We start from the raw sequence: 26,700 nt of genomic DNA on the forward strand, positions 1-26,700 counted from the left end.
CTGCCTCTTTTTTCCAGATATATGGCCGATGAGTTATCACGGCATGACCAGTTTACTCCCCAGAGCACAGGTCTTCTGCCTTGTTCGTGTGCTATAATAGCATGGAAATTATTAATGAGAGAGGAATCAACTGGATCATGGGGCAATCGGTAAGTTTTAATCAGGCATCATGGATGAAAGGGGCAGTTTACCTGTCTTTAGCTGCGCTTATTGCTAAAGGTTTAAGCGCGATGTATAAAATACCTTATCAGAATATAACCGGTGATACCGGTTTTTATGTTTACCAGCAGGTTTACCCTTTGTATGGTGCAGCTTTTGTTTTAGGGACATACGGGTTCCCGCTTGTCATTGCAAGAATGATTGCTCAGAATACTTCTTCAGAGGTAAAAGAAGGACTCGTCCCTGTTGAGCGGTTAACCTTTATTTTTCTTTGCCTAGTCTGTTTCCATTCTTTGCTGGGCACGCTCATTATCATACTGGCAGAACCCATTGCGGCTTTAATGGGAGATCCCGGGCTTGCAGGAGCTATCGGCTGGATGGGGGCGCCTTTTTTCCTTATTCCATTTTTAGCCATGGGAAGAGGCTTGTACCAAGGAATTGGACATACTGCTCCTGCAGCAGTCTCCCAAGTTACAGAACAATTGGTACGGGTGATTATTATCCTCGCAGTGGCCGTCTGGGCTATGCAACAGGGAGATCCTTATTTGGCTGGCGTGTCAGCAGGAGCGGGTGCATTTATAGGCGGACTGGCTGGTATTATTATATCTGCCGTGATGGGGTGGAAATACAGGCGCATTTTCATTTACAAAAATACCCGGTTGCAGCTTTTATCGGTCAATTGGCGAAAAGACCTCAAAGAACTTCTTGTGTCGGGTATATTTGTATCTATCAGTGCGATGGCTTTAGTTATTTTTCAACTTGCTGATGCTTTTACCGTTTTCCGCCAGCTGGAAATTGGAGGATGGAGTACTGCCGCCGCTGCTGCTGAGAAAGGAATTTATGACCGGGGGTGGCCGCTTGTTCAATTTGGGGCGGTAATAACGACCGTCTTTTCCTACGCAGCCATTCCGCTGCTGTCCCGTGCCTATGAACAAAAACAGATGGATACAGTCAGGCAGGAAGTCGGCCGCTCGGTTAAATTATGCCTCGTATTCGGAGGGGCGGCTGCGGCAGGTATGGCAGCAATTATGCCCTCGCTCAACGAGATGATGTTCATGAATCAAAAAGGCTCGGGCGTTCTGCAGATTTTTTCTTTTCCTGTTCTTTTTGGCTCGCTCTTTATGACAGCAGCTGCCCTTTTACATGCTGCCGGAAAATCGCGGCTGGCTGTATATATACTGATGGCAGGTTTGTCTGTCAAAACCCTTTTAAATTTATGGCTCGTACCTGTTTACGGTATTATGGGTGCAGCAGTCAGTACCACAGTATCTTTTGCAATTATTGCTCTCATGTCATTAGCCGCCCTCGTAAGACATTCCTTCTGGCTTCCGCTGCCGTTCCTTTTTTGGATGAAATGGCTGGTAAGTTTAGCAGGCATGGCAGTGGTGGTAAATGTATATTTATGGGTGTTTACCAGCTTTTCTTCAGACGGCAGGGGAGCAGAAACCATGAAATCAGTAACTGCCTCAGCCGCAGGGGCATTTGTTTTTATATGGCTTATTTGGAAGCTTCGCCTTTTTTCAAAAGATGAATGGGAAGCCCTTCCTAAATTAGGCCGTCTCATTCCTTACAGCGGCAAATATCATTCAGAAAAGAGGAGAAGAAATTCATGACACCTGCAATACATATTATCGGCCTGGGAGCGGGAGACCTGGCTCAGCTTCCGCTAGGCATCTACCGTAAATTACAGGCCTCTGGCGAAGTGTTTGTCAGAACCGAAAAGCATCCCGTCATTCAAGAATTAATTGAAGAAGGCATGACGTTTCAAAGCTTTGATTTTGTTTATGAGGCTCACGAACAATTTGAGGATGTCTATAGAGAGATTGTGCAAAAGCTGCTCGATGAAGTTAAGGACCGGGGAACTGTGACTTATGCCGTTCCTGGCCATCCGATGGTGGCTGAGGCCACGGTTCAGCAGCTTCTTCGTGAAAAAGGGGAAATTGAGGTGAAAGTGGAAGGCGGGCAGAGTTTCCTCGATGCTATGTTTAATGCCTTAAAAATAGATCCTGTTGAAGGGTTTCAGCTCGTGGACGGTCTGCAGATGAGACCGGAAGATCTTGTGCTTACCCAGCATATTATAGTTGGCCAAGTGTATGATTCGATGAGTGCCTCTGCGGTTAAACTTTCCCTTATGGAACGCCTGCCTGATGACTATCCAGTTGCTGTCGTTACAGCGGCAGGGACTGCAGATGAATCTGTTGTGCACGTCCCTTTGTACGAATTGGACAGAGTGGCAGAGCTAAGTAATTTAACAGCCGTTTATATACCGCCCGTCGAAAGCGAAACCCTGCTGTACCGGGATTTCTCTAAACTCAGATCGATTATCCGGCAGCTTAGGGGCCCTGAAGGCTGTCCGTGGGATAAGAAACAAACCCATGAATCTTTAAAACGGTATTTAATTGAAGAGGCTTATGAGCTGCTTGAAGCCATTGATGAAAAAGATGACGACCATCTTACTGAAGAGCTGGGGGATGTTCTGCTTCAGGTTCTCCTCCATGCCCAGATAGGTGAAGATGAAGGTTTCTTTAACATGGAAGATGTGATAGAGCGTTTAAATGAAAAAATGGTCAGAAGACATCCGCATGTATTTGGCACCGTCCAGGCAGAGAATGCTGAAGAAGTGACAGCCAATTGGGAAGATATAAAAAAGCAGGAGAAAAAGGAAAATGGGCGTGCAGAAGATGAGATTACTTCTTTACTGGACGGTATCCCAGCCTCTTTCCCGAGTTTGCTGAAAGCTTATAAACTCCAAAAGAAAGCAGCTAAAGCGGGTTTTGACTGGGGAGACGAAGCTCCTATGTGGATGAAGCTGCAGGAAGAAATCGCTGAATGGCTCCATGCTTTAAAAGAAGGAAGCTATGAATCCGCTGTGGAAGAATTAGGTGATATTCTTTTTGCATTTGTTAATCTAGCCCGTTATCACAAGATTGACCCGGAAGAGGCTTTAAGGCAGACAAATAACAAATTTGAGAGAAGGTTCCGTTATATTGAGCAGGCTCTCAATAAGCAAGGCAAAGCCCCTGAAAACCAGTCGCTTGAGGAACTAGATGCTCTGTGGGAAGAAGCGAAAGAGAAGGAATAGAAGGAGGAAAACACGATGCGTATTGATAAGTATTTAAAAGTGTCCCGTTTAATTAAACGCAGGACGATGGCGAAAGAAGTAACAAGCCAGGGAAGAGTAAAAGTAAATGGGCAGACGGCAAAAGCCGGAACGGATGTAAAGGTGGGAGATGAACTGGAGATCCAGTTTGGCCAGAAACACCTCGTCCTTCGAATTGACCGTACTGAAGAAGCAGCGAAAAAAGAAGATGCGGCGACTTTTTATACCGTATTAAAAGAAGAGAGAGTCAATAACGAGTAGAGGGCTTGTTCTATTTCCTTCCTTGCCGTCATACATTAGATTTAAAGAATGTATGAAGGAGGATGGCAATGGAACACTCATATAATTATATGCAGCAAGGAGCAGGAGGTCCTGCCCGTGATCACAGGCTTATTCTGAATGCAAGAAAGACACTTGATATATCAGGGGTTAAGCAAGTTGAAAGCTTTGACAGCGAAGAGTTTCTGCTGGAAACAGATATGGGCTATTTATCCATTCGCGGACACAATCTTCAGATGAAGAACCTGGATGTTGAGGAGGGTAATGTATCAATTCAAGGAAGGATCGATGACCTCGTTTACCTTGACCAGCATCATGGCGAGAAATCAAAAGGCCTCTTTGGGAAGTTATTCAAGTGAGTTTAGATATTCAAATGGCCTCCATGCTGGCAAGTGCTGTCATGGGTCTGTGGCTGGGCTCTTCTCTTGATACTTATGAGCGTGTGCTGGGAAAAAGAAAAGCATTCCGTTGGACAAGGGCGTTAAACGATTTTTTGTTCTGGGTGGCTCAGGGACTTATTTATTTTGGAGTGCTCCTTTATGTGAATAACGGGGAGGTTCGGTTTTATCTGTTTCTGGCCGTTTTATTTGGTTATGCCGCCTACCGTGCCTTATTTGAACGGACTTACAGAAGGTTTCTGGAGACTTTGTTACGGATTATTTCAGGAATATATCAATTTTTAGTTCGTTTTACCTATGTTGTTTTTATAAATCCAACAAAAGGTCTGTTGAAACTGGTTGTCCACTTAGGTATGATATTAGTAATTGCAATATGGGGAATATTATCCTTTTTTCTAAAATGGACCTTTTGGCCTATTTTTAAACTTATAAAATTTGCCGATGACAAAAGTGGACAACCATTTAAAAAACAGAGATTAAAAATCGCTGCGCTAGGCAGAAGTTTAGGTCATATTTTTAACAAGTTTCGGAAAAAACCATGAAGGGGTGAAAACATGCAGCAGGACAATCGGAGGAAAGTGCGTCAGTTAAGTTCAGAGTATATGGAAAAACAAACTTTGTTAGAAGAACAAAGACTAAGACGAAAAAAAGGGCTGATCAGACGATTGTCTGTGTTTGCGATTATTTTTTCCCTTATTATGGGCGTCGCGGGTGTCACTCTTTACCAGCAGCATACATCTATTCAGGCGCAGAAAGAAGAAAACCGCCAAATGGAAGAAGAGTTACAGTTAATGGAACGGGAAGAAGAGAGCCTCAAACAGGAAATAGAGTGGCTTCATGACCCGGAATATATCGCTGAACTGGCCAGAAGGGATTTCTTTCTGACGAAAGAAGGAGAAACGCTCTTCCAGCTTCCAAGATCTTCAACGTCTGATTGACACACATCCAAGACAATCTGTATAATATAAAAAAATAATATTTACTTAAGTTCCATGAAGGAGGAGCAATTTTTACATGTCCATTGAAGTAGGCAGTAAGTATCAAGGGAAAGTGACTGGTATTACTAATTTCGGTGCTTTTGTTGAATTGCCGGGTGGGTCCACAGGACTTGTCCATATCAGTGAAGTGGCGGACAGTTATGTAAAGGACATCAATGAATTTTTAACTGTCGGTGACGAAGTAACTGTGAAAGTCATGAATGTGGAAAAAGACGGGAAGATCGGTCTTTCCATTCGTAAAGCGAAGGCACAGCCGGCCAGCGCTCAAACATCAGAGCGACGTCCTCCAAGAAAGTCTTCCAAGCCAAGCCCGCGGAAACCGGCCATGTCTTTCGAAGATAAAATGAGCCGATTTCTTAAAGACAGCGAAGAAAGACTCACCTCTTTGAAGCGTAATACGGAATCTAAGCGCGGGGGGCGAAATTCTAAACGAGGATAATACACCTTACTGCTGAAACTTAAATATATAATATATTAGCCGTTTTGGTTAATCGCACAAGCGATTTTCCAAAACGGCTTTTTGTATGATTTAAATTCACAAAGGGGTCAGACCCCCCAGAAACTGTAAACTTATAATATGTGTCATTATTTTCCATAGTGTGGGTCTATACGGAAGGGTCTGCGAATCATTGTGTACCATCTTCCGATTAGCAGACGTATGCCGTAGATAATGGTCGAAGAGTTTTTGTAATTTACTCCATTGCTTTGACAAAGTTTGTATTTGTCCCGTGATTTAATAAGAGAACGAACTTTTAACAGGGGTGGTGGAGAAAATGTTTGAAAGAGGCGGGGTAAGCGGGGTTACTAAGATGAATGGACAAGCTGTTTCTCCAATCGGTGGACTGAGGGGGATGACATGGAGAAAAAAGGAGGAAAGCCGGCCATCAGCAGTGAAGACTAAAGCGCGTATTGGAAACTGGAAAGCTCTTCTTCTGATTATGGGGATAGGCTTTTTGCTGGGAAGGGCTGTGATCCTCCTCCAGCTGCTTCCGTTCACGATTCCTTTTTTGGCGGTTATTTTCAAATGGCGGAGAAGTATGACATTGCCGGCTTCCTTTGCTCTTATAGCCGGCTCGACAAGTCTTTCTTTTGAATACGCCGGGCACACCACCATGGCTATTCTCCTGTATTTCCTCTTACAGAGCATCATGCTGAAAGTGGATAAAAAAGACCTTTTCCTTCCTGTAACTGTGTTTACAGTGGTAGCCGCAACCAGGATGATCAGTTTATCACTTCAGCAGGAGGCTTCCTTGTACCACCTTTTTACCGCATCAGTTGAAGGTGCACTGGCTATGATCATCACACTTATTTTCCTTCAGAGTGTTCCATTGTTCTTCGAACGAAGAAAGCATTTAAATTTAAGGCATGAAGAGGTCATCTGCCTCGTTATATTAATTGGCTCCTTGCTGACTGGGACAGTAGGGTGGCTTATCTACCAGCTGTCAATTGAACATATGGTAGCCAGATATATTGTACTGATCTTTGCATTTACAGGCGGTGCGACGATCGGCGCAACGGCCGGGGTCATTATGGGGTTAATTCTCTCGCTCGCAAATGTAGCTCATCTTTTCTCCATGAGTCTGCTTGCTTTTGCAGGTTTACTTGGGGGGTTATTAAAAGAGGGCAGGAAACTTGCCACAGCTTCAGGCCTTCTGGTTGCCAGCCTGTTAATGGCGATGTATGCAGACAATCAGGCTCCGCTGACTATTACTCTTTATGAAAGTCTGGTGGCAGTAGGTCTGTTCCTGGTCACGCCTAAAAAGTGGACAGACCGTCTGGCTGGCTATATTCCGGGGACCACTGAACACGCTCAGGAACAACAGAAGTATTTGAGAAAAATCAGGGATATGACTGCCGGGAAGGTTGAACAGTTTTCGGAATTGTTCTTAAGCCTCTCACGCAGCTTTTCCTTTCATGATAAAAATGAGGTTCAAGCCGAAAAAGACAGGGAGGTTGATTTATTTTTAAGCACGGTCACGGAAACTACATGCCAGACGTGCATGAAAAAACATCAGTGCTGGGCAAAGGATTTCGAAAAAACATACTCTCTTATGGAAAGGATCGCAGAAGACTGCGAAGAGCATGGGAAAATTAAAGACAGGGGGCTGGCTGCTTCCTGGCGAACTCATTGCCTGATAGACCAAAAGGTGGTAGACACAGTTAATAGTAAGTTGAAAGAACGGGACGGCGAAAAACGGATCAGACATCAGCTGCTCGAAAGCAGGCGTCTTGTAGCTGACCAGCTTATCGGGGTCTCTCAGGTAATGGGAGACTTTGCTAAGGATATTCAGCGTGAAAAGAAAGTGCACGACCAGCAGGAAGCGGATATTAAAGAATCTTTGGAAGATATCGGAATAGATGTGGAAATGGTGGATGTGTACGGTCTTGAGCCGGGGAATGTGGATATAGAGATGGTGCTCCCGCAAAATAATTATAATGAAGCTGAAAAAGTAGTGGCACCGCTCCTTACAAATATTCTCAATGAAGCTATTGTAGTTAAGTTTACAGAAGCAGTATCTTCTTCAGGGCCGGAAACAAAAGTATTATTTGGTTCTACAAAAACATTTGTAGTTGAGCAAGGAGTGGCTCATACAGCAAAAGGGGGGAAATGGGTCTCGGGAGACAGTTTCTCTACGATGGAGATTGGTGAAGGGAAATATGCTCTTGCCATTAGCGACGGCATGGGGAACGGAAGGCGGGCTCACATTGAAAGCCAGGAAACGATTGACTTATTAAAGAGAATTTTACTGTCTGGAATTAATGAGACGGTAGCAATCAAGTCCATTAATTCAGTCCTCTCGCTAAGGTCGAATGAGGAAGTGTTTTCCACATTGGATCTTGGAATGATTGACTTGCAGACTGGTATTGTTAAATTTTTGAAAGTCGGGTCTACGCCGAGTTATATTAAACGCGGTGATCAGGTGATGTCTATTGAAGCGGGGAACTTACCGATAGGCATGATCAGAGAAGTGGATGTTGATGTTGTATCGGAGCAGTTAAAGGCAGGAGACTTGCTCATAATGATGAGTGACGGAATTTATGAAGCTTCTAAAATGGTGGAAAACAAAGACATATGGATGAAACGGATGATCCGTGAGATGGAAACGAATGATCCTCAGGAGGTGGCTGACTTACTAATGGAACGAATGATTCGTGAATCAGAAGGGGAGATTCATGATGATATGACGGTGCTTGCCGCAAGAATAGACCACTATGCACCTAAGTGGGCAACTATTGCTTCTCCGGCGCAGAATTGGGCGTAAACTCATGTATAAACTCTCTTAATCTTGTAAAGGCTTATAAAAACAAGATAGGAGCGTGTTTTCCATGAGTCAAGGTACGGTAAGACAAATATTGCTAATTACAGACGGCTGCTCAAATGCGGGAGAAGACCCTGTAGCAATGGCTGCCATGGCCAGGGAAGAAGGGCTGTCAGTAAATGTTATAGGTATTACGAATGAAGGCGATGAAAGTGAAAGAGGGATGGAAGAAATTACACAGATCGCCCAATCCGGAGGCGGCATGAGCGAGGTGGTTTATGCAAGGCAGCTTTCACAGACAGTTCAAATGGTGACTAAAAAAGCAATGACTCAAACAATACACGGCGTGGTTAACAGGGAAATTCGGCAAATATTAGGAACGAAACAGGAAATGGAAGATTTAGAGCCTGAAAAAAGAGAGGAGCTAATGGAAGTAGTCGATGAGCTGGGCGAGACGTCGAACCTGGATATTCTCATTTTAGTAGATACGAGCGCAAGTATGAAAACTAAACTGCCGCGAGTTCAGGAAGCTTTGCTGGATTTATCGCTGAGCCTTCGTTCCCGGGAGGGTGAAAATCATTTTTGCCTTTATTCATTTCCCGGGAAAAGATCGCATGTTGATAAACTTGTTTCCTGGACTCCGCAGCTGGATTCTTTGAAAGGGGCTTTTAAAAAGTTATCTTCCTCAGGCATTACGCCTACCGGTCCGGCTATTACGGAAGCCATCAAAGTCCATATGAAAAGGATGAAGAAAGGACCGTCAGATAATGAAAGACTCTTTATCGAAGAAACAGGCATATAATTTTACTCCCGGACAGGTGATTACCGGCAAGTGGCACGGAAACAAATACAGGATTATCCGAATACTTGGGGAAGGCGCTATTGGCCGCGTTTATTTAGCTCAAACAGGGGGGCGTCTTGTGGCTGTTAAGGTCGCCCGTCAGGCCATGTCTGTTTCTTCTGAGGTTAATGTCCTCAGACGGGTGTCGAAGGTTCAGGGGCTTTCCCTCGGACCTTCTTTTTTGGATATGGATGATGTTGTTACGTCACACGGCACCACTTCTTTTTATGTGATGGAGTTTATTCAGGGCCAGCCGTTTATGCCCTTTGTTATTAATAAAGGAAGCGAGTGGCTTGGCCTGTTTACCGCCCAACTTCTTGGAGATTTACACAAAATGCATGCTGGAGGCTGGATTTTCGGTGATTTAAAGCCCGAAAACCTTCTTATTACAAAACAGCCTTATCAGTTGAGGTGGATTGATCCCGGGGGGATTACTAAAGCCGGACGTTCTATAAAAGAATATACCGAGTATTTTGACCGGGGTTACTGGGGAGAAGGAGACAGGAAAGCAGAACCTTCTTACGACTTGTTCGCGGTCGCTATGCTGATGGTTAACAGGGCTTACCCAAGCCGTTTCCGGAAAACATCACAGAAAGGAACTGATTATATTCTGGAAAAGGTGACAGGCGCACCGCTTCTGCACCCGTATTTTACTGTCATTAAAAAAGGAATTGAGCAAAAATATGAAGATGCAGGGCAAATGAAGGAAGACGTATTAATGGCTTTGCGGAACCAGAAACGCGCGGCCGTGCCGTCCAGGCTGAAAAGAAAAGCTGTTCTGAAAAAAAGGAATGCACCTGTCAATAAAACGGCAGGAACTCCTGTCACGCGGGAACGTAAAGGCTATTTGGAAACAGTGTTTTTTGCCTCTTTTCTTCTTACCATTTATATTCTATACTTGGTGGGATAATAGATTCCTGAACGTATAGTTTATAAGGTTTACAGGGAGTGACGGGAGGAAGAGCGGATGAATGCGGCGGATGAAGTCATGGATATTTGCCTGTTGGCAGGAGAGATTATGCTTACTTATGGGGCAGAAACATACCGCGTGGAAGAAACCTTGGAAAGAATGGCTCGTGCGGCCGGGTTTACCAATGTGCACTGCTTTACGACAACTACAGGTATTTTTCTTTCTTTTGAAGAGCGAAAGGGAAAAGAAGATCTGATGCAAATGGTGCGGATCGACGACCGTATGCAGGATTTAAATAAAGTAACCGAAGTAAACCAGGTGTCCCGCGAATTTACATCGGGTGAATTAAGTGTTGAAGAAGCTCATGAAAGACTGGAATCCATCTACCATTCTCCCGTTAATTACCCGATATGGCTTATACACCTGGCCGCGGGGGTGGCCGGGAGCGGGTTTTCATATTTGTTTGGCGGCGGTCTTGGTGACCTGTTACCGGCATTTATTGCTGCTATCGCGGCAAGTGTGGCACTCGTTGAGTTTGAACGGTATTTAAAGGTCAGATTTGCAGCCGAGCTTGCAGCTGCATTTCTGGGCGGCTCTGCAGCGATTTTTCTCGTGTTTATCGGTTTAGGTTTTAACCTTGACCAGATTATTATCGGTTCCCTCATGCCGCTGGTACCCGGGGTTCCTTTAACGAACGCTGTCCGGGATCTCTTGTCAGGAGATCTGCTGGCGGGTATGAGCCGCGGGGTGGAAGCGTTAATGACATCTTTATCCATTGCGAGTGGAATAGCCTTATCCATTTCGCTGTTTATATAGATAGGAGTTTATCTTATGAACCTTTTAATTGAATCAGTACTGACGTTTGCTGCTATTATAGGATTCGGAATTATATTCAGTGTGCCGAGACGTGCTCTCCTGTTAGGCGGGTGCATCGGCGTAGTCACGTGGCTCGTTCTCCAGACAGGTACAGCAATAGGGGCTTCTTCTGTAATTGCCACAGTGATGGCCTCATTAACCGCTGCGACTATAGCCCATCTTTTAGCAAAAAAAATACGAATTCCGGTTACAACATTGTCTATTCCGGGCATATTACCTCTAGTGCCAGGAAGCAGGGCGTATTTCACTATGCTTTCTTTTGTAGAAGGAGAGTATATTCAAGGGCTTGAATACGGTGTAGAAACAATGCTTCAGGCAGGAGCGATTGCTGCGGGGCTGGTATTGGCATTATCAATCTTCTCGTTCGGGAAAGGAATAGGAAACCGTTATGAAACAGGCCATTAATTCATTTATTTCAAGACATGAGCTGATAAATGCGGGAGACCACCTTCTTCTTGCAGTTTCAGGAGGCCCGGACAGCATGGCTATGCTCCATTTTTTCCATAATATGAAAGAAGACATTCCGCTTTTCATCAGTGTGGCTCACGTAGATCATGGCTTAAGGGGTGAAGCCTCCAAAAAGGATGCCGAACTGGTCTCCTCCTACTGTAGCCGTCTGAATGTTCCTTATTATCTGTATGAAGCGGACGTAAAAGCATTGAAAGAAAAGGAAGGGTTATCAACGCAGGAGGCAGCCAGAACATGCAGGTATGAGTGGTTTGCCGGTTTAATGGAGAAACTTGGCGCAGATAAACTGGTCACTGCACACCATGGTGACGACCAGGTCGAAACGATGCTTATGAGACAGATCCGGGGAAGCCTGTCAGGGAGAAAAGGAATTCCGGTTAAGCGCCCATTTGCCGAAGGCTGGCTCGTGAGGCCTTTTTTAGCGGTGGAGAAAAGCGATTTGGAGGCTTACTGTGAACGTCATGGGATTCCTTATAATGAGGATGCCTCAAATCAGACGGGTCTCTATTTGAGAAACCGTATTAGAAATCATGTGTTATCTTTTGTAAAAGAAGAGAACCCTAAAGCCCATGAGGCTTTTCAGTGGCAGTCAGAAGTGTGGGCAGAAGAAGAAATGTGGCTTCAAAGTGAAGCAGAAAGGTTTGCGTCAGGTATAATTACCAGACGCGAAGAGAAAGAAACAGTTATTTCCCTTCCTGAGTTTAAAAAAATCCCCAATGCTTTACAAAGAAGGGTCATTCATCTAATATTAAACTATCTTTCGATAAAAAATCAGTTACAAATTGACCGGTCTCATATTGAATCTGTTATAGGTTTGTTGAAAAACAGCCACCCCTCGGCTTTGCTTCATCTGCCTAATCACACGGTCGTCGAAAAGTCCTACGACCATTTAATTTTTATGATTAATGATTCGGCCGATTTCCATAGGATCGATCACTTTGAGCCGCAGGAACTGGCTATCCCCGGAGAAACAGAACTGCCTCTAGGAAAGTTGCTTATCATGCCGGATTCTCCCCAAGCCGATAAAAATGCTTCAGAAGATTCAGTCTGGTTTGATATGGACAAATTAGCTCTTCCGCTTATTGTGAGGGCCCGGCTTCCGGGAGACAGAATGTCTTTTTACGGCAGCAACGGCACAAAAAAGCTGAAAGATTTATTTATGGAAGAAAAGGTTCCTAAAAGAGACAGGGATCTTTGGCCCGTTGTGACTGACCGTCAAGGTAAAATAGTGTGGGTTCCATTGTTAAAGCGGTCCAATGAAGCAGTTGTAGACAGTGAATCGGGAAGAGTCATTAAACTGACTTATCAGATCTATACATAGGCACAGGGCTTTGTAACTGGGTAGAGGACGATACATTATTTAGGAGGTTTTTGAAAAAATTATGCGAGAAGATATGCAGGAAATATTAATTACTGAAGAAGAAATTCAGCAGAAAGTTAGTGAATTAGGAGCGCAATTAACGGAAGAATATAAAGACAAGTTTCCATTAGTGGTAGGAATATTAAAAGGCTCTCTTCCTTTTATGGGAGATTTAATCCAAAAGATTGATGCGCACCTTGAATTTGATTTAATGGATGTTTCAAGCTACGGGAATGAACTTGTTTCTTCAGGAGAAGTTAAGATTGTTAAAGACTTAAATACATCTGTTGAAGGAAGAGACGTGTTAATCCTTGAAGATATTATAGACAGCGGAAACACGCTGAGCTATATCGTCAAGCTCTTTCATTACCGGCAGGCGAAGTCAGTGAAAATCGTAACCCTTCTTGATAAACCGGAAGGTAGACAAAAAGAGATTTACCCTGATCTCGCCGGATTTACTGTTCCTGATAAATTTGTTGTGGGCTATGGGCTTGATTACATTGAGCGTTACCGTAACCTTCCGTATATCGGGGTTTTAAAACCTGAAATTTATCAAAAGTAATTAATTGTGATTTATGACATTTGTATGATACTATTACCTAAGTGTATTTGACGTGGGAGGAGGTTCAGGATGAATCGGATTTTTAGAAATACGATCTTTTATTTATTGATTTTCTTAGTAATTGTCGGGATTGTCAGTGTGTTTCAGGCAGACCCGGATGAAACGACAGAAATATCATTTAACGAATTTCAGCAGGAGCTGGAAAATGATAATATTGAATCCTTATCGATTCAGCCCAGATTAGATGTATATGCAGCCCGTGGACAACTGAGAGGTGCAGAAGAGGACGAATATTTTACAGTTAATGTGCCGGACCTCCAGGTACTTCTGGAGCAAGTTGTTGCTGCGACGGGTGAAGGTGAAGAAGGAATTAATGAACTTGTGATTGAACAGGCAGAAGAACCAAGCGGCTGGGTGAATTTCTTTACAGCCATCATTCCGTTTGTGATCATATTTATCCTTTTCTTCTTCTTACTGAGCCAGGCTCAAGGCGGCGGAAGCCGTGTGATGAACTTCGGTAAAAGTAAAGCGAAGCTTGTCAGTGAGGACAAGAAAAAAGCCCGCTTTAAAGATGTTGCCGGAGCAGACGAAGAGAAACAGGAACTGGTTGAAGTCGTGGAATTCCTCAAGGAACCGCGAAAATTTGCTGATATAGGTGCCCGTATTCCTAAAGGGGTTCTGTTAGTAGGCCCTCCAGGTACAGGTAAAACATTAATAGCAAGGGCAGTGGCCGGTGAAGCCGGTGTGCCTTTCTTCTCAATCAGTGGTTCTGATTTCGTTGAAATGTTCGTCGGGGTCGGGGCATCCCGGGTTCGTGATTTGTTTGAAAATGCGAAAAAGAATGCGCCATGTATCATCTTTATTGATGAAATTGATGCTGTGGGCCGCCGCCGCGGTGCCGGCTTAGGCGGAGGACACGACGAGCGTGAACAGACGTTAAACCAGCTGCTGGTTGAAATGGACGGCTTTGGTGTCAATGAAGGTATTATCCTGATTGCTGCAACGAACCGTGCAGATATTCTTGATCCGGCGTTATTGCGTCCTGGACGTTTTGACCGTCAGATTATGGTTGGCCGTCCTGATGTTAAGGGCCGTGAAGCGGTTCTTGGCGTACACGCGAAAAACAAGCCGCTTGAAGATGACGTGAATTTAAAAACGATTGCCCAGCGTACTCCTGGATTCTCAGGGGCCGATCTGGAGAACTTATTAAACGAAGCTGCACTCGTTGCGGCCCGTTCCGATAAGAAAAAGATCGACATGGAATCTGTGGAAGAAGCGATCGACCGTACCATTGCAGGGCCTTCCAAGAAAAGCCGTGTCATCTCTGAGAAAGAGAAAAATATTGTTGCCCATCATGAAGCGGGTCACACTGTCGTCGGGGTAAAACTGGAAAGTGCGGATATGGTGCATAAAGTAACCATTGTACCGCGCGGACAGGCTGGCGGTTACGCTATGATGCTTCCTAAGGAAGACCGGTACTTTATGACAAAACCTGAACTGCTGGATAAAATTGTCGGGCTTCTGGGTGGCCGTGTTGCTGAAGAAGTAATGTTCAATGAAGTAAGTACAGGTGCTCATAATGACTTCCAGCGTGCTACTGGAATTGCGCGTAAAATGGTTATGGAGTATGGTATGAGTGATAAGCTTGGACCAATTCAGTTTGGAAGCTCTCAGGGAGAAGTGTTCCTTGGCAGAGACATTAATAATGAACAGAATTACAGTGAAGCCATTGCTCACGAAATTGACCTTGAAGTCCAGCGCATTCTAAAAGAATCTTACGAACGCTGTAAAAAGATTCTTCTCGATAATAAAGCAAGCCTCGAGCTTGTGGCTCAGTCATTACTTGAGTTCGAGACATTGGATGCAGAACAGATTCGTTCTCTTATTGAAGATGGCAAGCTTCCGGATGACCACCACGTAACTAAAAAGTTAAATGGGAAAGGGTCAGAAGGAGAAGATGATGTGAAGGTCAACATTCAAGGTAAAAATGAAGAAAAGGATGCCATGGAAGACTTCCTTGGATCCGATTCAGATGATAAAACAGATCCGGCTAATGATGACAACGACGATAACCGGAAAAAAGACGAGTAAATAATTAAGGGTGTGCCATTAACACTGTGTCGTCCATCACGATGTTTAACTCCGTTTTAAGTTATTTAAAACTTAAAATGTTAAACGCGAGGTGGAGGGCAGTGAGGGCACCCTTTTTTTTGAGAAAATATAACACGGAGGTTGTGTCATGAATCTTGTTATTGATGCAGGGAATACGAAAACCGCTTTAGGGGTATATAACAATGGAACGTTATTATTTCACTGGACAGTAGAAACGAACCCTGCGAAAACAGCAGATGAGTACGGCGTCCTGATCCATCAGCTGTTTCAGTTTAAAGGGCTTAAATTGGAAGAGATAGATGGTATTATTATTTCTTCTGTTGTCCCGCAAATGGACCAGTGCCTGAAGAAGGTATGCGCTTCTTATTTTCAGTCAGAGCCGATGTTTATCGGGCCGGGAATTAAAACGGGGCTGAATATCCTGTATGACAACCCTAAAGAAGTAGGCTCCGACCGAATTGTCAATGCAGTAGCAGGCACAGCTTATTACGGGTCGCCTCTCATCATAGTGGACTTCGGCACTGCGACCACGTTCTGTTATATTAACGAAAAAAAACAATATGCTGGCGGAGTCATCGCACCAGGCATGTCTATTTCCATGGACGCCTTATCCTCCCACGCTTCTAAATTGCCTAAAGTGGAAACAATTAAAGCTAAGAGTGTCATTGGCAAAAATACGGTCCACGCGATGCAGTCGGGTTTTCTTTACGGCATGGCGGCACAAGTGGAAGGCATGGTCACCAGGATAAAAAAAGAAGCTAAGACCCATCCTGCCGTAGTAGCTACGGGGAGTATGGCAGCTATGATAAAGAAGGAAACAGATGCTATAGATTTTGCAGACGAATGGCTGACTCTTAAAGGGCTTCAGCTGATTTACGAGAAAAATACAAATTAACATTTTTACAGATAAAAGGAGTACAGATATTATGAAAGATTATTTAGTTAAAGCACTAGCTTATGACGGAACAGTAAGAGTGTATGCCATCCAGTCTACAGAAATGGTCAAAGAGGCTGCGAGGCGGCAAGGAACGTGGCGCACAGTGACAGCGGCACTTGGAAGGTCTCTTACTGCAGGAACGATGATGGGTTCTATGCTTAAAGGAGACGAGAAGCTTACAATTAAAATTGAAGGGAACGGCCCCGCCTGCCCTATAATTATTGATGCGCATGCGGACGGCACGGCCCGCGGATATGTCACCCATCCTCACCTCGACCCTGAACGGAGAGAAAATGGAAAACTGAATGTCGCTGCGGTTGTAGGCAGGGAAGGAACACTCTCTGTGGTTAAAGACTTAGGTATGAAAGATTATTTTACCGGAAGTGTCCCAATTGTTTCAGGAGAATTAGGAGAAGACTTCACGTATTATTTCGCTTCCTCTGAACAAACGCCGTCGTCAGTAGGTCTGGGTGTCGTCATTGGCCAGGAAGAAGAAGTAGAAGCAGCAGGTGGATTTATTGTTCAAATGATGCCGGGAGCAAAAGACGAAACAATTGATGAGATCGAACAGCGGCTAAATAGCCTGCCTCCTGTCTCTTCAATGATTCAGGAAGGTAAAAAGCCTGAAGAGATTATAGAGGCGCTTACCGGGGAAGGGAATTATACAACGCTTGATAACATGGCTGTATCCTTTCAGTGCCAATGCTCAAAAGAAAGAATTGGCAACGCTATTATCGGCCTGGGTGAAGAGGATATTACAGCTATGATCGAAGAAGATGAAGGCGCCGAAACAACATGCCACTTCTGTAATGAAAGGTACCTTTTCTCCAAGAAAGAGCTTCAGGACTTATTGGAAGAAAAACGGGCGGAGGAGTAACCATATATTTCTTGACCTCCGGAAGAAACTTTGGTACGATTTATCTAAATTAAACCAATCGATTTACTTGGTATTAAAAGAGGAGGAACAAAGATGGCGAAAGTTGTGAATTCCATTACTGAGTTAATAGGAGAAACCCCTTTAGTAAAACTGCAAAGGCTTGTAACAGATGAGCATGCAGATGTTTATCTGAAACTAGAATTTATGAATCCGGGGAGCAGCGTAAAAGATCGTATCGCTTTGTCTATGATTGAAGATGCCGAAGAGAAGGGCACCTTAAAAGAAGGAGATACAATTGTAGAACCGACGAGCGGAAATACAGGAATCGGTTTAGCGATGGTCGCTGCTGCTAAAGGGTATCGTACTATTCTGGTTATGCCTGAGACAATGAGTCTGGAAAGGCGGAACCTGCTTCGCGCCTATGGGGCGGAACTTGTACTTACACCCGGCCCTGATGGAATGGGAGGCGCCATTCAAAAAGCGAGAGAATTACAAAAAGAGAATGGCTATTTTATGCCTCAGCAATTCGAGAATGAAGCCAATCCAAAAATCCACCGTGAAACAACAGGGAAAGAATTGCTCGAGCAGGTCGGGGACCAGCTTGATGCATTTGTTTCAGGTATTGGTACAGGCGGGACGATTACAGGTGCAGGAGAAGTGCTGAAATCCAAATTTCCTGACGTAAAGCTGATCGCGCTTGAGCCATCCGATTCTCCTGTTTTATCCGGAGGAAACAAAGGGCCTCATAAAATACAAGGTATTGGAGCCGGATTTGTTCCTGATATTTTAAATACAGATATTTATGATGAAGTCATGACAGTGTCAACCGAGCAGTCTTTTGAATATGCCCGCCGTGCCGCACGTGAGGAAGGTATTTTAGGAGGCATTTCTTCAGGGGCAGCTATTTATGCTGCTCTGGACGTAGCAAAGCGCCTTGGAAAAGGAAAGAAAGTAGTTGCTGTCATTCCAAGTAACGGTGAGCGTTACTTAAGTACGCCGCTGTACCAGTTCGAAGAAGAACAATAAAAACTGTTATTTACTGCAGGCTCTGCACAACTGTGCGGGGCCTTTCTTTTATTGAATAAGGACACAGTTCCGCCTGGTATGCGAAAACTGAAAGATTGCGCCCCTTTCCATTGCACCGTATAATGGTTGAAAGACATTTTATAGGGTCAACTAGCGTGAGGTGGATTAATTAATGACTCGGGAAAAATACAAGGCCGTCGGCGAAGTAAGCCCATTAAAGGATATTACCCCCGACTGGTTTCAAACTTACAGTTATTTATCTGAAAATAAAGATTATCATATATTGCTTGAAAGCGGCCGGGGCGGCCGTTATTCGATCATAGGTTTAGATCCGTGGGCTGTGCTGCGCGGGAAAGATCATTTACTTACAGTTCAGACAGCAGATGGTGAGGAACAATTGAAAGGACCGCTGCTCTCATCATTGAGAAAGTGGCTTGAACCCTTTCACGTTAAATCTGATCCGTCTCTTCCCGAATTTCAAGGCGGCCTGATCGGGCAATTCAGTTACGATTTGATCCGTGAAATTGAAAGTCTCCCTGACCAGGCGGCCGACGACTTGCAAACGGATGATGTCTGCTTGCTGGCTTTCCATGAAGTCACGGTTATAGATCATAAAAAAGATGAGATTTGGTTTATAACTATTGTACCCAAGGAAGAAACTGATGCTGTACAAAGGCCAGTCTTACTGAAAGAGAAGTGGATGAATGCCGGAAAAAATGCCGGGCACCATTATATTCCGGTAAAAAAAACAGAAAAGCAGCCTGACAGGGAAGTTCTGGAACGTTCGTTCCCTGAGGAGGAATTTAAAAAGGCAGTAGAGAAAACAAAATATTATATACGGGAAGGCGATGTGTTTCAGGTTAACCTTTCTGTCAGGGAAACACGGCCGCTTTACACAGAACCGCTTCATATTTACAGCTGCCTGAGGCGGGTTAATCCATCTCCGTACATGGGATATATGGCCACACCGGGATTGCAGTACGTCAGTGCTTCCCCTGAACTTTTAGTTAAAGTGAAAGGTGAGGAAATATCCACACGGCCTATAGCAGGAACCCGTTCAAGAGGGAAAGACGACGAGGAAGACCAGGCGCTCGCTGATACGCTGCTTAATAACGAAAAAGAGCGTGCAGAGCACATCATGCTTGTGGATTTGGAGCGGAATGACCTCGGGCGTGTAAGCGAATATGGTTCGGTGGAAGTGGACGAGCTCATGGTGATTGAAAAATACTCCCACGTCATGCATATCGTTTCCAACGTTAAAGGAAAAAAAGCGAATAATTATGATGCACTTGATGTGATATCGGCGACTTTTCCGGGAGGTACAATTACAGGGGCGCCTAAAATCAGGACGATGGAAATCATTGAAGAATTGGAGCCGGTAAGACGCGGGGCCTACACAGGGTCATTCGGCTGGATCGGTTTTCAGGGCGATATGGAATTAAACATCACGATAAGGACAATGGTGATCAAAGACGGCAAGGCGCATGTCCAGGCCGGGGCAGGCATAGTGATTGATTCGGATCCAAAGGCGGAATATAAAGAATCTTTGAAGAAAGCGAAAGCCTTATGGAAAGCAAAAGAGATGAGTGAAGAAGAGCTGAGGAGGAAAATATTATGATTTTAATGATTGATAATTATGATTCATTTACGTATAACCTTGTACAGTATTTAGGTGAGATGGGAGAAGAGCTCATCGTCAAGAGGAACGACCAGATCACTGTTGCAGATATCGAAGAGTTGTCACCTGATTATTTAATGATATCGCCTGGGCCGTGTACGCCTAATGAAGCGGGTATCAGTATGGAGGCAATCAGGCAGTTTGCCGGAAAAATTCCTGTTTTTGGCGTCTGTTTAGGCCACCAGTCGATGGCTCAAGTGTTTGGTGGAGATGTGATCAGGGCAGAACGTCTGATGCACGGAAAAACGTCTGAAGTTAAACATGACGGTAAAACCGTCTTTGAAGGTCTTTCAAATCCATTTACGGCCACACGTTACCATTCGTTAATTGTAAAAAGGGAAACACTCCCTGAGTGCTTTGAAATTTCTGCTGAAACGGAAGAAGGAGAAATTATGGGCATCCGCCATAAGACATATCCTCTTGAAGGTGTACAGTTTCACCCGGAATCAATTATGACAGGAACCGGAAAACAGCTTTTAAGAAACTTTCTTGACCGGTATAAGGAGTTTGACAAAACATGTACCTCTACGTAAATGGTTCTTTTATGAAAGAGGAAGACGTACGTCTCTCGCCGTTTGACCATGGATTCTTATATGGATTGGGGTTATTTGAAACTTTCCGTACGTATGAAGGTCATCCATTTTTACTGGATGACCATTTTCAGCGTCTCCATGAAAGCGCTGAAGAGATGAATATAAAGCTTCCCCCTTACAGCCGTTTACGTACCAGCGTAATTATTAAAGAACTTCTCCGGCTGAACGGGTTAAATGACGGATATTTCAGGTGGAATATTTCTGCGGGCGAAAGGGGTATAGGATTAACAACAGAGACATATGAGGAACCGGTCACTATCGTCTTCGTAAAACCACTGCCGCAGTCTATGCCTGATCAAAAGAAAGCTTCCACTCTCACACTCAGACGAAATAATCCGGAAGGAGCATACCGTTTGAAGTCCCACCATTATTTAAATAATATATTAGGTAAAAGAGAACTGGGGAATGCTCCAGGAGAAGAAGGTATTTTTCTAACGGAAGACGGCTTTCTTTCTGAAGGGATCGTGTCTAATCTTTTCTGGGTAAAAAACGGGGGAATGTATACACCCGATTTAACTTGCGGCTGTTTAAACGGTATTACAAGGCAGTTTGTACGTGCTTCGGCAGTGAAGGAACAGATTCCAGTGAACGAAGGGCGGTTCCCTCTGGAGGAGGCTCTTCAGGCTGATGAAGTCTTCGTAACCAACGCAATTCAGGAGGCAGTTGCAGTAAATGAGTGGGACGGGCAGTTATTCCCCGGCCGCGATGGCGCCCTTTATAAGCAGATTAAAGAGAAATTCAATAAGTATACGCCTGGCCTGTGGACCCGTAACGAGCTTAACTAAGAGAGGAATAAGGTGATCGCAGATGAAGAAGGACAAGGTAGTACGATGGGACGGCTATGAACTTGATTTTTCCAAAAAAACGTATGTGATGGGTATTCTTAACCTGACTCCTGATTCGTTCTCAGATGGGGGCAAGTTTAATCAGGAACAGGAGGCATCCTCAAGGGCTCAAAATATGGTTCTGCAAGGCGCTCATATTATTGACCTTGGAGGAGAATCGACGAGGCCGGGTGCCACAGCTGTAGAGGAAGAGGAAGAACTCCGGAGAGTGCTTTCTCCCCTTAAGGCAGTTAGAGAAGCGGTAAACGTTCCGATATCCATTGATACGTATAAAGCGAAAGTTGCTGATGAGGCAATTAAGTCCGGAGCAAATATTATAAATGACGTGTGGGGCTGTAAAGCCGACCCCCGGATGGCTGAAGTAGCCGCCCGCCACCGTGTGCCAATTATCCTTATGCATAACCGGAAAGAAGCGGTTTATGATAACTTGATGGATGATATAAAAGCTGATTTGCTGGAAAGTATTCGTATCTGCAGGGAGGCAGGTGTAAAAGAAGACAAAATCATTCTTGATCCCGGGATAGGATTTGCAAAATCTTACGAAGAAAATGTTCTGGTCATGAGAAACCTGGAGAAGGTAACTTCTCTCGGTTATCCGGTTCTGTTAGGAACCTCACGAAAATCCCTGATTTCTAAAACGCTTGACCTTCCTGTAGAAGAACGGGTGGAAGGCACCGGAGCGACTGTATGCCTTGGAATTGATAAAGGCTGCGATATCGTAAGAGTCCATGATGTCCTTGAGATCAGCAGGATGACAAAAATGATGGACGTCATGATTGGTAAAGGGGATTCTCCTTTACCTCAAACAATCTAAGAAGAGGGAGATGGGGCTGATGGACAAAATATTTGTTCAAGGAATGGAATTTTACGGGTATCATGGAGCTTTTCCGGAAGAAAATAAATTAGGACAGCGTTTTTTCGCTGATGTCACCCTTGAAATGGACACAAGAGAGGCAGGCGAGAACGATGATCTGAATAAGACAGTTAATTATGCTGAAGTTTATGAAGCGGCCAAGGAAGTTCTTGAAGGAGAGCCTGTGAAATTAGTAGAGACACTGACAGCCCGGCTGGCGAATATCCTGCTGGAAAGATTTCAAATAATCGATGCCTGCGTCGTTAAAGTGACTAAGCCTGATCCTCCTATACCCGGCCATTATGATTCGGTGGCAGTCGAAATCCGAAGGGAGCAGAAAGGCGGATGAGTACAGGGGATAAACACAATACCGTCTATATTGCACTCGGCTCTAATCAGGGAGAGAGGGATAATTATTTAGCTGAGGCTGTCCAGCAATTATCAGAGAATCCGGAAGTTGAAATGCTTAAAGTATCTTCCATTTATGAAACCGCCCCTGTAGGTGTTAAGGACCAGCCTTCTTTTTTAAATATGGCAGTAAAAATAGCTACTTCTATGCCGCCTTTACAATTATTGGATTTAACTCAGGAAATTGAGCAGGCAGGCGGACGGAAGCGTAAAGAAAAATGGGGACCACGGACGATTGACCTTGACATTTTACTGTATAACAATGAAAATATAGAGTTGGAAACATTACAAATTCCACATCCCCGTATGTTTGAGCGGGGGTTTGTTTTAATACCTTTACAAGAAATTGAGCCTTACCTGCGTTTTGGAAATGGACGGACGATTGATGATTATACTGGTCAATTAACCGGAAAAGAGGGTGTGCGTAAATGGAAGAGCTCATATGGGGGAGAAGGATTCGGGCGTTCCGAAAGCTGAAGGGATATACACAGGAAGAGTTTGCGAAAATGCTGGGTGTTTCTGTGTCGGTCCTGGGGGAAGTGGAGCGGGGAACCCGCGAACCTGGAGATGATCTCGTAAAACGTGTGACACAGGCTTTAAATGTCACGTACGACGAGCTGACATCCATTAATTGAATTAAGAGGTGAAGATGATGTTAAAAATCGGTGATATCACCATGAAAAACCCGGTCGTTCTTGCACCGATGGCAGGAGTCTGTAACCCGGCGTTCCGGCTGATCGCTAAAGAATTTGGAACAGGTCTCGTCTGTGCGGAAATGGTGAGCGACAAAGCCATCCTCCATAAAAATGAGAGATCCCTGCAAATGCTTTACGTGGACGAGCGGGAAAAACCGTTAAGTCTGCAAATTTTTGGAGGGACGAAAGACACACTCGTTGAAGCTGTTAAAGTCGTTGATAAACAGACGAATGCCGATATTATTGATATAAATATGGGCTGTCCGGTTCCAAAGATCACCTCGTGTGACGCAGGAGCTAAATGGCTTTTAAACCCGGACAAAATATATGAAATGGTTTCCGTGGCGGTAAAAGCTGCAGATAAACCGGTGACAGTGAAAATGCGTACAGGATGGGATGACGACCATGTGTATGCAGTTGAAAACGCCAAAGCGGTTGAGGCTGCAGGAGGAAAAGCAGTCGCTGTGCATGGGCGCACCCGCTACCAGATGTATGAAGGAAAAGCCGACTGGGATATTATCCGGCAGGTAAAAGAAGCGGTAAATATTCCTGTTATTGGGAATGGTGATATTGAAACACCGGAAGATGCCAAGCGAATGATGGATCAGGCAGGAGTCGACGGTGTGATGATCGGAAGAGCGGCACTGGGTAATCCTTGGATGCTCTACCGTACGGTTCATTTCCTTGAAACAGGAGAGAATATACCCGAGCCTGCACCACAGGAAAAAATGGAAGTCTGCATTCTTCATATGGACAGGCTGATAAAGCTGAAAGGTGAAGAGGTGGCTGTCAGGGAAATGCGCAAGCACGCCTCCTGGTATATTAAAGGACTGCGCGGCGCTGCACGCATGCGCGATGAAATTAATAAGCTTACCACACGGGATGAAATGGCGGAGGTTTTAACAAACTTATCGTCAGTCCTTGAGGAAAAGCCTTCCCGAAAAAGAGCTCTGCAGGCGTAATAAGTTGACAATAAGGGAGAACTCTCCTATAATACCTCTGAGAATCAGACGAAACTGCCAGTAGCTTACTGGCAGTTTTCTTCTTAGAGATTAAGCTTTTACTTTGTTGAGCAAGCTCATTAAAGGTATATTTACAGCAAGATCCGGAAGGAATACATACAGGATTGATGTAAGGTGCCAATAGATAAAGCGTGCAAAAAATTCATATTACAGGAGATGGTAGAGTTGACTCAAGAATTCGATGCCACTGACCAGCTGCAGGTTCGCCGGGAAAAATTAAAAAATATGCTCGATTTAGGGATAGATCCTTTCGGCTCCCGGTTTGAGCGTTCCCATGATGCCAAGACCATTAAAGAGGCCTATGATTCGTTTGAAAAAGATGATTTAGCTGAAAAAGAAATATCTGTTACGATGGCAGGCCGCATGATGACAAAGCGGGGAAAAGGTAAAGCCGGCTTTGCTCATATCCAGGATTTAACCGGCCAAATTCAGATATATGTACGTAAAGACCAGGTGGGCGAGGAACAATATGACTTGTTTACCAGGGCTGATATCGGTGATATCGTCGGTTTAACCGGTGTGGTATTCAAAACAAAAGTGGGAGAACTGTCTGTAAAAGCACAAGACTTCCAGATCCTTACTAAGTCGCTTCGTCCTCTGCCGGATAAATATCACGGGCTTAAAGATGTGGAACAGCGATACCGTCAGCGTTATCTTGATTTAATCGTAAATCCTGAAGTGCGTGACACATTCGTTATGCGCAGTAAAATACTTCAATCCATGCGCCGCTATTTAGATGACCACGGTTATTTGGAAGTTGAAACACCGATGATGCATGCTATTCCGGGCGGTGCTTCCGCACGTCCATTCGTTACGCATCATAATGCACTGGATATGACCCTCTATATGAGAATTGCGATAGAGCTTCATTTGAAGCGCCTTATTGTAGGCGGTCTGGAAAAGGTCTATGAAATCGGCCGTGTTTTCCGTAATGAAGGGGTTTCTACGAGGCATAATCCCGAGTTTACAATGATAGAGCTGTATGAAGCTTATGCGGATTACAAAGATGTTATGGCTCTGACTGAAAACCTTGTAGCCCACATTGCCCAAGACGTTCTTGGCACAACTGAAATCCAGTACGGCGGGGAAACGCTTGACCTTGCTCCTGCCTGGAAGAGAGTCCATATGGTTGACGCTATTAAAGAGCATACCGGTGTGGACTTTTGGCAGGAGATGAGTGATGAGGATGCCAGGAAGTTAGCTGAAGAGCATAACGTTCCTGTTAAAGAAACAATGAAGTTTGGCCATGTCGTAAATGAATTCTTTGAAATGTTCGTAGAAGAAAAGCTTATCCAGCCTACCTTTGTTTACGGCCATCCGCTGGATATTTCTCCATTAGCTAAGAAAAATGATGAAGATCCGCGGTTTACGGACAGATTTGAATTATTTATTGTTGGACGTGAACATGCCAACGCCTTTACAGAGTTAAACGACCCGATCGATCAGCGGGAGCGGTTTGAAGCTCAGTTAGTTGAACGGGAACAGGGGGATGATGAAGCTCATATGATGGATGAAGATTTCATTGAATCTCTCGAATACGGTCTTCCTCCAACCGGTGGATTAGGCATAGGGATCGACAGGCTTGTGATGCTGCTGACGAATGCCCAGTCAATACGGGATGTTCTGTTATTCCCTCAAATGCGCAAGCGTGAAGATGGACACGAAGAGAATTAACGTTAATTTCCTGTACCGGCTTTCACCGGTACAGGATTTTTTTGGGGATAAAAGGAACAAATTTTATTAGTGGGGGAAAAAGAGATCATGGTATCTGGCAGGCGGCAAAGATAACCTTTATTAATTATCTTCATTCCATTAAGTTCCTCTCTCATTTAATTTTCAGCTCTGTTATTATAAATGGAGGTATTTTAGTTTTTTGCTGCGGTCGAGCCATGAATTTTTGGGAATTGGCCTGCAGGAGTGCCTCTGACTTTTCATCTAAGTTGATTCTGGTGGAAAAATAGCTTTGATTTCTGAATGAGTTCTTAAGATATGCAGAGCGCGGCCTGGTATATAGTGATAGAAGTGTCCGAGGAAAAGGGGAATATGGGACAAAATCAAAAGTTTTTGAGAAAAAATAATTTTTTTTGTAAAAAGTATTGCATTATCTTTTTATATCATGGTATATTATTATCCGTCGCTGCGAAACGGAAACAGCATTGAAAAACATTTTGAAAAGTTTTTTAAAAAAGTTGTTGACGGCTTCGGCGAAAGATGTTATATTAATTGAGTCGCAAAAAACGACAACACATTAATCGGATGGCTGGCAGAGGCAACATTTAAAGTCGGCAGCTTCCGGATTTTTGACCTTTGAAAACTAAACAAAAAGCCAAGCGAAGAGGGATATTTAAATATCCCGTCAATGAATTATTTTTATTTTGATGTCAGAGACATCGAACTCTTTTATGGAGAGTTTGATCCTGGCTCAGGACGAACGCTGGCGGCG

The 26,700-nt window shown here is 44.3% G+C and carries 27 protein-coding genes; all 27 read left to right on the forward strand.

Features of this window, described 5'->3' with window-relative positions; translation table 11 throughout:
• The first annotated feature begins 101 nt into the window (after positions 1-101).
• The 27 genes from BMW59_RS19880 to lysS all read left to right on the forward strand — a co-directional run bounded on the left by BMW59_RS19880 (position 102) and on the right by lysS (position 25,931).
• Positions 102-1,772: a putative polysaccharide biosynthesis protein gene (locus BMW59_RS19880; protein ID WP_093055828.1), complete on the forward strand. Its 1,671-nt coding sequence runs from the start codon at positions 102-104 to the stop codon at positions 1,770-1,772.
• Positions 1,769-3,241, forward strand: coding sequence for a bifunctional methyltransferase/pyrophosphohydrolase YabN (gene yabN / locus BMW59_RS19885; protein WP_093055831.1), 1,473 nt, complete (start codon positions 1,769-1,771; stop codon positions 3,239-3,241). Before BMW59_RS19880 ends, yabN begins: the two co-directional genes overlap by 4 nt.
• A gap of 15 nt (positions 3,242-3,256) precedes the next feature.
• Entirely contained in the window at positions 3,257-3,520 is a 264-nt protein-coding gene (locus BMW59_RS19890; RefSeq protein WP_093055833.1) for an RNA-binding S4 domain-containing protein, read from the forward strand.
• An 89-nt stretch (positions 3,521-3,609) separates the two neighbouring features.
• Entirely contained in the window at positions 3,610-3,897 is a 288-nt protein-coding gene (yabP, locus tag BMW59_RS19895) for a sporulation protein YabP (RefSeq protein WP_370640469.1), read from the forward strand.
• Entirely contained in the window at positions 3,894-4,478 is a 585-nt protein-coding gene (yabQ, locus tag BMW59_RS19900; protein WP_093055838.1) for a spore cortex biosynthesis protein YabQ, read from the forward strand. The genes yabP and yabQ overlap by 4 nt, the downstream gene beginning before the upstream one ends.
• A 12-nt stretch (positions 4,479-4,490) precedes the next feature.
• Complete coding sequence (locus BMW59_RS19905) at positions 4,491-4,874, forward strand: FtsB family cell division protein (RefSeq protein ID WP_093055840.1); 384 nt, start codon at positions 4,491-4,493, stop codon at positions 4,872-4,874.
• 76 nt (positions 4,875-4,950) lie between these two features.
• Positions 4,951-5,373, forward strand: coding sequence for a S1 domain-containing RNA-binding protein (locus BMW59_RS19910; protein WP_093055842.1), 423 nt, complete (start codon positions 4,951-4,953; stop codon positions 5,371-5,373).
• A 334-nt stretch (positions 5,374-5,707) separates the two neighbouring features.
• Positions 5,708-8,197 carry a stage II sporulation protein E gene (gene spoIIE / locus BMW59_RS19915; protein ID WP_245733245.1) on the forward strand — a complete coding sequence of 830 codons (2,490 nt, stop codon included), beginning with the start codon at positions 5,708-5,710 and terminating at the stop codon, positions 8,195-8,197.
• 64 nt (positions 8,198-8,261) lie between these two features.
• Positions 8,262-8,996, forward strand: coding sequence for a vWA domain-containing protein (locus BMW59_RS19920; RefSeq protein WP_093055844.1), 735 nt, complete (start codon positions 8,262-8,264; stop codon positions 8,994-8,996).
• Positions 8,962-9,945 carry a protein kinase domain-containing protein gene (locus BMW59_RS19925; RefSeq protein WP_245733247.1) on the forward strand — a complete coding sequence of 328 codons (984 nt, stop codon included), beginning with the start codon at positions 8,962-8,964 and terminating at the stop codon, positions 9,943-9,945. The genes BMW59_RS19920 and BMW59_RS19925 overlap by 35 nt, the downstream gene beginning before the upstream one ends.
• A gap of 57 nt (positions 9,946-10,002) precedes the next feature.
• On the forward strand, positions 10,003-10,761 hold the full coding sequence (locus tag BMW59_RS19930; RefSeq protein WP_093055848.1) for a threonine/serine exporter family protein: 759 nt from the start codon (positions 10,003-10,005) through the stop codon (positions 10,759-10,761).
• Between the two features lie 15 nt (positions 10,762-10,776).
• On the forward strand, positions 10,777-11,226 hold the full coding sequence (locus BMW59_RS19935) for a threonine/serine exporter family protein (RefSeq protein ID WP_093055850.1): 450 nt from the start codon (positions 10,777-10,779) through the stop codon (positions 11,224-11,226).
• Positions 11,210-12,610, forward strand: a complete 1,401-nt coding sequence (tilS, locus tag BMW59_RS19940; protein ID WP_093055852.1) for a tRNA lysidine(34) synthetase TilS — start codon at positions 11,210-11,212, stop codon at positions 12,608-12,610. The genes BMW59_RS19935 and tilS overlap by 17 nt, the downstream gene beginning before the upstream one ends.
• 61 nt (positions 12,611-12,671) lie before the next feature.
• Positions 12,672-13,211: a hypoxanthine phosphoribosyltransferase gene (gene hpt, locus BMW59_RS19945; protein ID WP_093055854.1), complete on the forward strand. Its 540-nt coding sequence runs from the start codon at positions 12,672-12,674 to the stop codon at positions 13,209-13,211.
• A gap of 69 nt (positions 13,212-13,280) precedes the next feature.
• Entirely contained in the window at positions 13,281-15,302 is a 2,022-nt protein-coding gene (ftsH, locus tag BMW59_RS19950; protein WP_093055856.1) for an ATP-dependent zinc metalloprotease FtsH, read from the forward strand.
• A 148-nt stretch (positions 15,303-15,450) separates the two neighbouring features.
• Positions 15,451-16,218 carry a type III pantothenate kinase gene (locus BMW59_RS19955; RefSeq protein WP_093055858.1) on the forward strand — a complete coding sequence of 256 codons (768 nt, stop codon included), beginning with the start codon at positions 15,451-15,453 and terminating at the stop codon, positions 16,216-16,218.
• Between the two features lie 31 nt (positions 16,219-16,249).
• Positions 16,250-17,137, forward strand: a complete 888-nt coding sequence (gene hslO / locus BMW59_RS19960; protein WP_093055860.1) for an Hsp33 family molecular chaperone HslO — start codon at positions 16,250-16,252, stop codon at positions 17,135-17,137.
• Positions 17,138-17,230: 93 nt separating this feature from the next.
• A complete protein-coding gene (cysK, locus tag BMW59_RS19965; protein ID WP_093055862.1) occupies positions 17,231-18,163 on the forward strand; it encodes a cysteine synthase A in 933 nt (310 codons plus the stop codon).
• 172 nt (positions 18,164-18,335) lie between these two features.
• The gene (locus tag BMW59_RS19970; protein WP_093055864.1) at positions 18,336-19,781 is read left to right on the forward strand and encodes an anthranilate synthase component I family protein; all 1,446 of its coding nucleotides are present in this window, start codon (positions 18,336-18,338) and stop codon (positions 19,779-19,781) included.
• The gene (gene pabA, locus BMW59_RS19975) at positions 19,778-20,374 is read left to right on the forward strand and encodes an aminodeoxychorismate/anthranilate synthase component II (RefSeq protein WP_093055866.1); all 597 of its coding nucleotides are present in this window, start codon (positions 19,778-19,780) and stop codon (positions 20,372-20,374) included. The genes BMW59_RS19970 and pabA overlap by 4 nt, the downstream gene beginning before the upstream one ends.
• Positions 20,359-21,219, forward strand: a complete 861-nt coding sequence (gene pabC / locus BMW59_RS19980) for an aminodeoxychorismate lyase (protein WP_093055868.1) — start codon at positions 20,359-20,361, stop codon at positions 21,217-21,219. Before pabA ends, pabC begins: the two co-directional genes overlap by 16 nt.
• Positions 21,220-21,241: 22 nt before the next feature.
• Positions 21,242-22,093, forward strand: coding sequence for a dihydropteroate synthase (gene folP, locus BMW59_RS19985; RefSeq protein ID WP_093055870.1), 852 nt, complete (start codon positions 21,242-21,244; stop codon positions 22,091-22,093).
• 19 nt (positions 22,094-22,112) lie between these two features.
• Positions 22,113-22,481 (forward strand): dihydroneopterin aldolase, encoded by a 369-nt coding sequence (gene folB, locus BMW59_RS19990; RefSeq protein ID WP_093055872.1) that lies wholly within the window; start codon positions 22,113-22,115, stop codon positions 22,479-22,481.
• Positions 22,478-23,017, forward strand: coding sequence for a 2-amino-4-hydroxy-6-hydroxymethyldihydropteridine diphosphokinase (gene folK / locus BMW59_RS19995; RefSeq protein WP_093055874.1), 540 nt, complete (start codon positions 22,478-22,480; stop codon positions 23,015-23,017). The genes folB and folK overlap by 4 nt, the downstream gene beginning before the upstream one ends.
• Positions 22,969-23,175, forward strand: a complete 207-nt coding sequence (locus BMW59_RS20000) for a helix-turn-helix domain-containing protein (protein ID WP_093055876.1) — start codon at positions 22,969-22,971, stop codon at positions 23,173-23,175. The genes folK and BMW59_RS20000 overlap by 49 nt, the downstream gene beginning before the upstream one ends.
• A gap of 17 nt (positions 23,176-23,192) precedes the next feature.
• Entirely contained in the window at positions 23,193-24,197 is a 1,005-nt protein-coding gene (gene dusB, locus BMW59_RS20005) for a tRNA dihydrouridine synthase DusB (RefSeq protein WP_093055878.1), read from the forward strand.
• 285 nt (positions 24,198-24,482) lie between these two features.
• The gene (gene lysS, locus BMW59_RS20010; RefSeq protein ID WP_425441286.1) at positions 24,483-25,931 is read left to right on the forward strand and encodes a lysine--tRNA ligase; all 1,449 of its coding nucleotides are present in this window, start codon (positions 24,483-24,485) and stop codon (positions 25,929-25,931) included.
• Positions 25,932-26,700 lie beyond the last annotated feature (769 nt).

The organism is Salipaludibacillus aurantiacus (genome assembly GCF_900111295.1).
Lineage (GTDB): Bacteria > Bacillota > Bacilli > Bacillales > Salisediminibacteriaceae > Salipaludibacillus > Salipaludibacillus aurantiacus.